This is a genomic window from Bradyrhizobium sp. (assembly GCF_028868675.1).
Lineage (GTDB): Bacteria > Pseudomonadota > Alphaproteobacteria > Rhizobiales > Xanthobacteraceae > Bradyrhizobium.
In genome coordinates this window covers 1-8966 of record NZ_JAGWUA010000193.1, presented here as the reverse complement: position 1 = coordinate 8966, position 8966 = coordinate 1, and the positions used below count along the sequence as shown (strand labels likewise).

Sequence of the window (8966 nt, the reverse complement as noted above, 5' to 3'; positions counted from 1 at the left end):
GCGTGCATCAGGCCTGGGCTGCACCGACCGTGTTCCTGCTCGCGTTCGGCGAGTCACTGGCCTTCATTTCACTGCTGATCCCGGCCTGGGGCGCGCTGGTGGCGATCGGCGCGCTGATCGGCGTGAGCGGCATCAGCTTCTATCCGGTCTGGATTGCCGGCGGCTTCGGCGCCGCACTCGGCGACTGGGTCTCCTACTGGTTCGGTTTCCGCTACAAGGAGCAGGTGGCCCAGATCTGGCCGCTCTCGAAGTTTCCCCACATCCTGCCGTGCGGCGAGGCTTTCGTGCAGAAATGGGGCGTGCCGAGCATCTTCATCGGCCGCTTTTTCGGCCCCTTGCGCGCCTCCGTGCCGCTCGCGGCCGGCATCTTCGAGATGCCGTACTGGAGCTTCCAGATCGCCAATTTCGTCTCCGCGCTGGTCTGGTCGGCGGTGCTCTTGCTGTTCGGCGACGTGCTCGCGAAGATCACCGAATGGCTCTGGCGCACGGTGTGACGGCAAATCTTGACGTCCGGGCCGTCTCGCCTTATAGCCCCCGCCCATGATCAACGCCGCGACCATTCCGTTCGCTCGTCGCCGCCGCCGCAGCCTTGCGGTTTGGGCGGTCGATCGCGTTTGAGATCATCGTCTTTGCCGCTGGACCCGATCCGCGGCATTCTCTCTCCTGTCAGCGCGATCTGATCCGGCGGCTCCCACGAGGAGGCCCAGCAGGAGACCACGATGTACATACCCCCGTTCTTCAAACAGGACCGCGCCGCGAGCCTCGACTTCGCGGAACAGCGCGGCTTCGGGACCGTCTGCGCCTTCGACGGGAGCAAGCCGATCGCCTCGTCGCTGCCGTTCTATCTGAGCTACGCCGATGACGGCACGCCGCAGGCGGCTTTTCATGTCGCCCGTCACAATCCGCTGATCAAGCTCGCGGACGGCGCCACCTCCTGGCTGCTCGCGGTCAACGGGCCCGATGCCTATGTATCGCCGGACTGGTACGTCTCGCCGGATCAGGTGCCGACCTGGCTCTACCAGTCGGTCCATCTGAGCGGGCCGGTGCGGCTCTTGTCGGATGATGAGCTGGCGGTGCAGATCGACACGCTCAGCGCCAAGTTCGAGAACCGGCTGTTGCCGAAGAAGCCCTGGACGTCAGGGAAGATGACGACGGGGCGGCTTCAGACGATGAAGAAGGCGATCGTGGGTCTGGTCATGACGGTCGAGGAGGTCGAAGGCAGCTTCAAGCTCAACCAGCACAAGTCCGAGGCCGACTACGCCGCGATCGCAAACGCGCTGGACGACGGCGATGCCGACGCCCGGCAGATTTCGCAACTGATGCGGCAGACGCGGCCGGACGCCTTTGCCGATCAAACCCTGGCCGACGATACGACCAAGCCCGAAAGGAGCGCGCCATGAGCCTCGCCGATACCAGGGACAGCCGGAGCGCCGGTGCTACGACCAAGCCTGCCGTGTTCGTCGACGGCGGCTCGGGCACCACGGGCCTCGGCATCAACGAGCGGCTCCGGCTTGCGGGCGACGTCGTCGTGAAGACCATCGCGGAGGACAAGCGCAAGGATCCGGCCGCCAAGAAGGCGCTGCTCTCGGAGGTGGATCTCGTCATCCTCTGCTTGCCGGACGATGCCGCGAAGGAGACTGTGGCGCTGGTCGACAGCATGGGCGCCTCCGCGCCGAAGGTGCTGGACGCCTCGACCGCGTATCGGGTCGCGCCCGACTGGGCCTATGGCTTCCCCGAGCTTGCGCCCGACCAGGCCGCCAAGATCAGAACCGCGAAAAAGGTCTCCAATCCCGGCTGCTATCCGACCGGCGCGATCGCGCTGTTGCGGCCGCTCGTCGATGCCGGCCTGCTGCCTCCGGACTATCCCGTCACCATCAACGCGGTGAGCGGCTATTCCGGCGGCGGCAAGTCGATGATCCAGAGCTTTGAGGACGGCAGCGCGCCGTCCTTCGAACTGTACGGCCTCGGCTTCGAGCACAAGCACCTGCCGGAGATGCAACTCTACTCGAAGCTGACGCGCCGGCCGATCTTCATCCCCTCGGTCGGCAACTACCGCCAGGGCATGCTGGTCTCGGTGCCGCTGCAGCTCGATGCGCTGCCGGGCAAGCCTGGTGGCGCCGACCTACACGCGGCGCTGGCGAAACGCTACGCCGGCGCGACCCATGTCAAGGCGATGCCGCTTCAGAACGAGGCGACCAAGAGCGGAAGACTCGAGCCGGAGTCGCTGAACGAGACCAACATGCTCGAGCTCTATGTCTTCGCCAGCGACAAGTACCGCCAGGCGGTGCTGGTCGCGCGGCTGGACAATCTCGGCAAGGGCGCTTCCGGTGCCGCCGTGCAGAACATGCGGCTGATGCTGGGATTGCCGGAGAAGTAGGCGGGAGCCCGGCGCCTGTGGACGAGGACACGCTGCAATTCTACCGGCGCAACGCCGAGGCCTATGCGGGCTGGGCGAAAGCGCCATCCAGCCGGTTGCAGGGTTTTCTCGCGCTTCTGCCGCCGGGCGGCTCGATCCTCGAACTCGGCTGCGGCGCAGGCAATCATGCCGCCGTGATGCTCGCCGCAGGCTTTGCCGTGCGCGTGACCGACGGCTCGCCCGAGATGGCCGCGATCGCTTCGCACCGTCTCGGCCATCCCGTCGAGGCCATGCGGTTCGACGAACTCGACGAGCGGGATGCCTATGACGGCATCTGGGCCAGCGCCAGCCTGTTGCACGTGCCGCGCGCGGAACTCGGCGGCATCCTCAACCGCATCCATCGCGCGCTAAAGCCGGTGGGCGCCTTCTATGCGAGCTACAAGGTCGGCGAGGGCGAGGGGCGCGACAGCCTGGGCCGCTACTACAGCTACGTCACGCCGGAGTGGCTGGAAGCGACCTATGCCGGCGCGGGGGCGTGGACGGCGCTGTCCTCCGACACCAGCGTGATCAAGAGTTTTGACGATACGCCGGCCACGATGCTGCACGTCGTGGTGAGGAAGGCGGCGTGACAGCGAAGCCGAATGGTGCTTTTCGCCGTGCCCCGGACGCAGCGCAGCGCTCACGCGTTGCAGCGCGTCCGGGACACGAGTTCACAGCACCCCGAAGATCGCCAGCGCCAGCACGGCCTGCGCGAGGAAACCGACCGTGAAGGCCAGCGTCCGGAACACCGGCAGGCCGAGCGCGTAGACGATCAGATGGGCGACGCGCGCCCAGAAATACACGGCGCAGGCGAGCGCCGTCCATTTCGAGGAATAATCGATCGCGTTGAGGATGAGGACCAGCGGCGCGAAGATCACGAGGTTCTCGACCGCATTGTCGTGCGCGAACATCAGCCGGGTCGCCCATTCCGCGTGCGGCTTGTCGTTGCGCGACGGGTTGGCCATGGCGCCGGATAGGCCGCGAACCTGGCAGCGGTTGAGGACGTAGGGGATCCAGAGAATGCCGGTCAGGATCACCGTCAAGGTCAGCCAAAACAGTTCGCGCGTCATAGCTCGGTCCCCTCGTTGTCAGTGGTCGCGGGAGCGAAGCTTATACAAGCGCGCGCGATTACGCTACGCGCGAACCCGGACATAGCTGCCGGGCGCATCCTCGATCGGGGGATAAGCCGCGCTGCCGACCGCGCGCGCCGGAACCTCCTCCGGATCGATGTGGCCGAGCCAGTCGCGCCAGTCCGGCCACCATGAGCCCTTGTGCTCCTCGGCACCCTTCATCCACTGCGCGAGCGTGACGTCCTTGATGTCGTCGTTGGTCCAGTACTGGTACTTGTTGGAGGCCGGCGGGTTGACGACGCCGGCGATGTGGCCGGAGCCGGACAGCACGTATTTCACCGGACCGCCGAAGAATTGCGAGCCGTAGAGCACCGACTCGGCCGGCGCGATGTGGTCCTCGCGGGTGGCGAGGTTGTAGACGGGCACCATGACCTTGGAGAGGTCGAGCAGGGTGTTGTCGAGCACCATCGAGCCGGTGGACAGCCGGTTCTCCAGGTAACAGTTGCGCAGATAATAGGAATGGTTCGCCGCCGTCATCCGCGTGGCGTCGGAATTCCAGTGCAACAGGTCGAACGCGGAGGGCTGCTGGCCCTTCAGATAGTTGCTGACGACGTAGGACCAGATCAGGTCGTTGGAGCGCAGCATGTTGAAGGCCATCGCCATCCTGGAGCCTTCGAGCACGCCGGCGGTCTTCATGTCGCGCTCGAGCTGCGAAATCTGATCCTCGTCGACGAAGACGAGCAGGTCGCCGGCGTGGGTGAAGTCGACCTGGGCGGCGAAGAACGTGGCGCTCATCACGCGCTGGCGGCGCTTTTCCGCAAGCCAGGCCAGCGTGGTCGCGAGCATGGTGCCGCCGACGCAATAGCCGGCGGTGTGGACCTTCAACTCGCCCGTCACCTTCTCGATGACGTCCATCGCCGCGAGCGGGCCCTCCCTCATGTAGTCTTCCCAGGCCTTGTTGCCGAGCTTCTTGTCGGGATTGACCCAGGAGATCACGAACACGGTGATGCCGTGATCGACGCACCACTTGATGTAGGATTTCTCCGGCTTGAGATCGAGGATGTAGAACTTGTTGATCCAGGGCGGCACGATCAGGAGCGGCGTGCGCAGCACCTTCTCCGTGGTCGGCTCGTACTGGATGAGCTGCATCAGCTCGTTCTGGTAGATCACCTTGCCGGGCGTCGTCGCCATGTTGACGCCGACCGCGAGGTTCGCCGGATCGGACTGGCGGATCTTCAGGACGCCCTTGCCGGCCGCCATGTCCTCGGCGAGCATCGTCAGGCCGCGCGCCAGGTTTTCGCCGGAGGAGGCGACCGTCTCGCGCAGCACTTCGGGATTGGTCAGGACGAAGTTCGACGGCGACAGCGCGTTGGTGACCTGCTGGACGTAGAACTCGGCCTTGCGGCGGGTGTGCGGATCGAGTCCCTCGGCATCGCGCACCAGGTCCTGCGCCCATCGGGTGGTGAGCAGATAGAGCTGCATCACGAATTCGAAGAACTGGTTCGACTTCCACTCGGCATCGGCGAAGCGCCTGTCGCGCGCCGAGGGCTCGATCGTCCGCGCGGCCTGCTCGCCGGCCATGCGGCGGACCGCCGAGCCCCAGAGGTCGAGATAGTCCCTGGCGAGCCTCGTCTGCAACTCGGACGAGCGGGCATCGTCCGACAGCCAGTATTCGGCGACCGAGGTGAGCGTCTTGACCATCTCGGTGAGCTCGGCCGGCGGGCGATCCGGCGTCTCGCCGCCTTCGCGCGGCTTGAGGAAGGCGGCGAGCGCCTTGCCGCCGCTCTCCATCGCCCGCGCGACGTTCATCGCGAAGGCTTCCGCATCGAATTTCGTCCCGGTCGGTGTCTCGGTCGTGGCGGTACTCATGCGCGAAACACTATAGCTTCATTCCATCGTCGTCACCGCGAAGCTCGCAGGTTCAGGTTAATCGCTCTCGAACACGTGTTGCGGTGCGACAAAGTTTCTTGGTTCTGACACAATCGGGCCGCACCGAGTGCGTCCAGTCGGAGTTGCCGTTGTCCAGTCTCTAATCATTTCGGGCGACAATGGTTTGCGCTGCGGGTACTCTGGACCCGCCGCGGGCTGGGACGAGCAGGGGATCCCTCGGGTGTTGGCATCACTGAACCGGCAACAGACGCGGCTTGCGCTCGGTGCGCTGCTGGCGGCGCTCGCGCTCGCCGGCTGCTCCAGCCAGATTGCTGATCTGACGACGGCCGACACCCAGCCCCGGCCGAAGGAGGCCGGCACCTATCTTCCGGTGCACGACCTGCCGCCGGCCCGGGACGAGACGGCGATCCCGCCGGATCAGCGCGCCAAGATCGAGGCGGAGCTGATGGCCGCCCGCGACCGCCAGGCTACGGCCGCCGCCGGCAACAGCGGTAACGCCAAATAGGCCGTTGCAAATAGACCGTCGCCTGGCAATCGCTGCTGGCGTGCCCGCGCCACCGTGCTAAAAAGACGCCAATTCAACCGAAAGTCAGGGTGAAGGGACTCATGCGGTCCCGTCAGAAGTTGCTCTAAGTCATTGATCTGGAGCGATTTTCAGATGAAGCGGGTCGCCCCGCCGAAGTCCGATGAGGGGCCTGCCGATTCTGCCCCTGCCGGTTGCCCGGAGCCCAAGAACGAATGTCTGGACCCATGGAAGAATTTTACCGCATCCGCCGCCTGCCGCCTTACGTGTTCGAACAGGTCAACCGGGCCAAGGCGGCCGCGCGGAACGCGGGCGCCGACATCATCGATCTCGGCATGGGCAATCCGGACCTGCCGGCGCCGCCGCATGTGCTGGAGAAGCTCAAGGAGACGCTGGGCAAGCCGCGCACCGACCGCTACTCGGCCTCGCGCGGCATCGGCGGCCTGCGCAAGGCGCAAGCGGCCTATTATGCCCGCCGGTTCGGCGTGAAGCTCAATCCCGATACCCAGATCGTGGCGACGCTGGGCTCGAAAGAGGGCTTTGCCAACGTCGCACAGGCGATCACGGCGCCCGGCGACGTCATCCTCTGTCCGAACCCGAGCTATCCGATCCACGCCTTCGGCTTCCTGATGGCGGGCGGCGTGATCCGCTCGGTGCCGTCGGAGCCGACGCCGCAATTTTTCGAGGCGGTGGAGCGCGCGATCATCCATTCGATCCCGAAACCGCTCGCGCTCGTCGTCTGCTATCCCTCGAATCCGACCGCCTATGTCGCGGACCTCGACTTCTACAAGGATCTGGTCGCGTTCGCGAAGAAGCACGAGATCCTGATCCTGTCCGATCTCGCCTACGCCGAGGTTTATTTCGACGAGAACAACCCGCCGCCCTCGGTGCTGGAGGTGCCGGGCGCCATGGACGTCACCGTCGAGTTCACCTCGATGTCGAAGACCTATTCGATGGCCGGCTGGCGCATGGGTTTTGCGGTCGGCAACGAGCGCATCATCGCGGCGCTTGCGCGGGTCAAATCCTATCTCGACTACGGCGCGTTCACGCCGGTGCAGGTCGCGGCGACCGCGGCGCTGAACGGCCCGGACGACTGCATCCGCGAGATGCGCGAGACCTATCGCAAGCGCCGCGACATCCTGGTCGAATCCTTCGGCCGGGCGGGTTGGGAGATACCGCCGCCGCAGGCCTCGATGTTCGCCTGGGCGCCGCTGCCGAAGGCGTTTCGCGAGATCGGCAGCATGGATTTCGCCACCTTGATGGTGGAGAAATCCGGCGTCGTGGTCTCGCCGGGCGTCGGCTTCGGCGAGCATGGCGAAGGATATGTGCGCATCGCCATGGTGGAAAACGAGCAGCGAATTCGCCAGGCCGCGCGCGGCGTGCGCCGCTTCCTTGAAAGCGGCATCGAAACGTTGCACAACGTCGTTCCCATCGCCAACCGGCGTTAATCGTTTCCGGCAGGTTTTCTCAGCCTATGGTCGCACCCCTGAAAGTGGGCATTGCGGGGCTCGGCACCGTGGGCGCCGAAGTGGTCCGCCTGATCGAAACCCAGGCGCGCATGCTCTCTGCGCGCAGCGGACGCGGCGTGCGCGTCGTCGCGGTCACCGCACGCTCGAAGGCCAGGAAGCGCGGCATCGACCTGCGCGGCGTCGAGTGGGTCAGAAACCCTCTGGCGCTTGCGACCCATCCCGGCGTCGACTGCTTCGTCGAACTGATGGGCGGGTCCGGCGAGCCGGCGCTCTCGGCGGTCGAGGCGGCATTGAAAGTCGGCAAGTCGGTCGTGACAGCCAACAAGGCGCTGCTGGCGAAGCACGGCCTGCGGCTCGCCAGGACCGCCGAGAAGCACGGTGGCGCGCTCAATTTCGAGGCCGCAGTCGGCGGCGGCATCCCGATCATCAAGACCCTGCGCGAGGGGCTCGCCGGCACCTCGATCAACCGCGTCTACGGCATCCTCAACGGCACCTGCAACTACATCCTGACCCGCATGGAGCAGGAGGGCCTGTCCTTCGCCGATTGCCTGAAGGACGCGCAGCGGCTCGGCTATGCCGAGGCCAATCCGTCCTTCGACGTCGACGGCCACGACACCGCGCAAAAGCTCGCCATTCTTGCCAGCCTTGCCTTCGGCACCAAGGTCGCGCAGGGCGCCGTCTATGTCGAAGGCATCTCCTCGATCGCGCCGGAAGACCTTCGCGCCGCCGACGATCTCGGCTACCGCCTCAAGCTGCTCGGCGTCGCCGTGCGCACCGCCAAGGGCATCGAGCAGCGCGTGCACCCGACCATGGTCCCGAAGTCGTCCTCGATCGCGCAGGTGATGGGCGTCACCAACGCCGTGACGATCGATGGCGAGGGCATTCCGCCGATCACGCTGGTGGGCCCGGGCGCCGGCGGGGCGGCAACCGCCTCGGCCGTGGTCGCCGACATCGCCGACGTCGCGCGCGGCATCCGCGCCAAACCGTTCGGCCGGCCGGTCGCGCAGCTGCGCGACACCAAGAAGGCGCCGATGGAGCGGCACGAGGGCGGCTACTACATTCGCCTCTTGGCGCGCGATTTCCCGGGGACCGCGGCTGCGATCGCCACGCGCCTCGCCGAGCAGAAAATCTCGATCGAGTCGATCGTGCAGCGCCATCCGAATGGGGCCGTGCCCGGCGGGAGCGGCAAGGGTTCTTCGGCCAAGGCTTCTTCGGCCAAGGCTTCTCCGGCCAAGGCTTCTCCGGTGCCCGTGATTCTGATTACCTATGCGACCCACGAGGACGCGGTGCGCCGCGCGCTGCAGGCGGTGCAGCGCGACAAGGTGATCAGCGGCCGGCCGCAGGTGATACGGATCGAGAAGAACTGAAGAACGAGAGCATGATCCGGAGACGTGTGTAGCGGTTTTCCGATGGGATCATGCTCCAACCAATGAGCGCGGATCGAGCGCGCATGATGCGAATTGATGCGGGCAGGGGTGTCCGCGAGCTGCCTTGAAGGAGTGTGCCCATGTCGTCGATCATTTCAGTCCCGCCGCAACTGCTGCTCGAGCGCATTCTCACGCTGGAGATCGTGCGTGTGACGGAACGTGCCGCGGTGTCGTCGGCGCGGCTGCGCGGAC

9 protein-coding genes and 1 pseudogene are annotated in these 8966 nt (G+C 65.9%); 8 read left to right on the top strand and 2 right to left on the bottom strand.

From position 1 onward, the window contains the following. The first annotated feature begins 2 nt into the window (after positions 1-2). The 4 genes from KGM94_RS20500 to KGM94_RS20485 all read left to right on the top strand — a co-directional run bounded on the left by KGM94_RS20500 (position 3) and on the right by KGM94_RS20485 (position 2985). A complete protein-coding gene (locus tag KGM94_RS20500; RefSeq protein ID WP_300263487.1) occupies positions 3-494 on the top strand; it encodes a DedA family protein in 492 nt (163 codons plus the stop codon). Between the two features lie 225 nt (positions 495-719). Continuing rightward, positions 720-1400, top strand: a complete 681-nt coding sequence (locus tag KGM94_RS20495; RefSeq protein ID WP_300263485.1) for an FMN-binding negative transcriptional regulator — start codon at positions 720-722, stop codon at positions 1398-1400. Further along, positions 1397-2377 carry an N-acetyl-gamma-glutamyl-phosphate reductase gene (gene argC, locus KGM94_RS20490; RefSeq protein ID WP_300263483.1) on the top strand — a complete coding sequence of 327 codons (981 nt, stop codon included), beginning with the start codon at positions 1397-1399 and terminating at the stop codon, positions 2375-2377. The genes KGM94_RS20495 and argC overlap by 4 nt, the downstream gene beginning before the upstream one ends. A gap of 17 nt (positions 2378-2394) precedes the next feature. Continuing rightward, positions 2395-2985, top strand: coding sequence for a class I SAM-dependent methyltransferase (locus tag KGM94_RS20485; RefSeq protein WP_300263481.1), 591 nt, complete (start codon positions 2395-2397; stop codon positions 2983-2985). Positions 2986-3066: 81 nt separating this feature from the next. Here KGM94_RS20485 and KGM94_RS20480 read toward each other — a convergent pair whose 3' ends face one another. Both KGM94_RS20480 and phaC read right to left on the bottom strand, forming a co-directional pair. Continuing rightward, positions 3067-3465 carry an MAPEG family protein gene (locus tag KGM94_RS20480; RefSeq protein ID WP_300263479.1) on the bottom strand — a complete coding sequence of 133 codons (399 nt, stop codon included), beginning with the start codon at positions 3463-3465 and terminating at the stop codon, positions 3067-3069. A 63-nt stretch (positions 3466-3528) separates the two neighbouring features. Continuing rightward, positions 3529-5334 (bottom strand): class I poly(R)-hydroxyalkanoic acid synthase, encoded by a 1806-nt coding sequence (gene phaC, locus KGM94_RS20475; protein WP_300263477.1) that lies wholly within the window; start codon positions 5332-5334, stop codon positions 3529-3531. Positions 5335-5575: 241 nt separating this feature from the next. Here phaC and KGM94_RS20470 point away from each other — a divergent pair, with 241 nt between their 5' ends. The 4 genes and pseudogenes from KGM94_RS20470 to glpX form a co-directional block, all read left to right on the top strand. Next, a complete protein-coding gene (locus KGM94_RS20470) occupies positions 5576-5860 on the top strand; it encodes a hypothetical protein (protein ID WP_300263475.1) in 285 nt (94 codons plus the stop codon). Between the two features lie 245 nt (positions 5861-6105). Further along, positions 6106-7326 (top strand): LL-diaminopimelate aminotransferase, encoded by a 1221-nt coding sequence (locus KGM94_RS20465; RefSeq protein ID WP_300263473.1) that lies wholly within the window; start codon positions 6106-6108, stop codon positions 7324-7326. 26 nt (positions 7327-7352) lie between these two features. After that, positions 7353-8714 (top strand): homoserine dehydrogenase, encoded by a 1362-nt coding sequence (locus tag KGM94_RS20460; RefSeq protein ID WP_300263472.1) that lies wholly within the window; start codon positions 7353-7355, stop codon positions 8712-8714. Between the two features lie 140 nt (positions 8715-8854). Next, positions 8855-8966: pseudogene (glpX, locus tag KGM94_RS20455) on the top strand (fructose-bisphosphatase class II); the annotation flags it as partial.

Excerpts from the sequence above, each read along its gene's own strand:
- KGM94_RS20495 (WP_300263485.1), top strand. The coding sequence starts at position 720 with ATGTACATACCCCCGTTCTTCAAACAGGACCGCGCCGCGAGCCTCGAC.
- argC (WP_300263483.1), top strand. The coding sequence starts at position 1,397 with ATGAGCCTCGCCGATACCAGGGACAGCCGGAGCGCCGGTGCTACGACC.
- KGM94_RS20480 (WP_300263479.1), bottom strand. The coding sequence starts at position 3,465 with ATGACGCGCGAACTGTTTTGGCTGACCTTGACGGTGATCCTGACCGGC.
- phaC (WP_300263477.1), bottom strand. The coding sequence starts at position 5,334 with ATGAGTACCGCCACGACCGAGACACCGACCGGGACGAAATTCGATGCG.
- KGM94_RS20465 (WP_300263473.1), top strand. The coding sequence starts at position 6,106 with ATGGAAGAATTTTACCGCATCCGCCGCCTGCCGCCTTACGTGTTCGAA.
- KGM94_RS20460 (WP_300263472.1), top strand. The coding sequence starts at position 7,353 with ATGGTCGCACCCCTGAAAGTGGGCATTGCGGGGCTCGGCACCGTGGGC.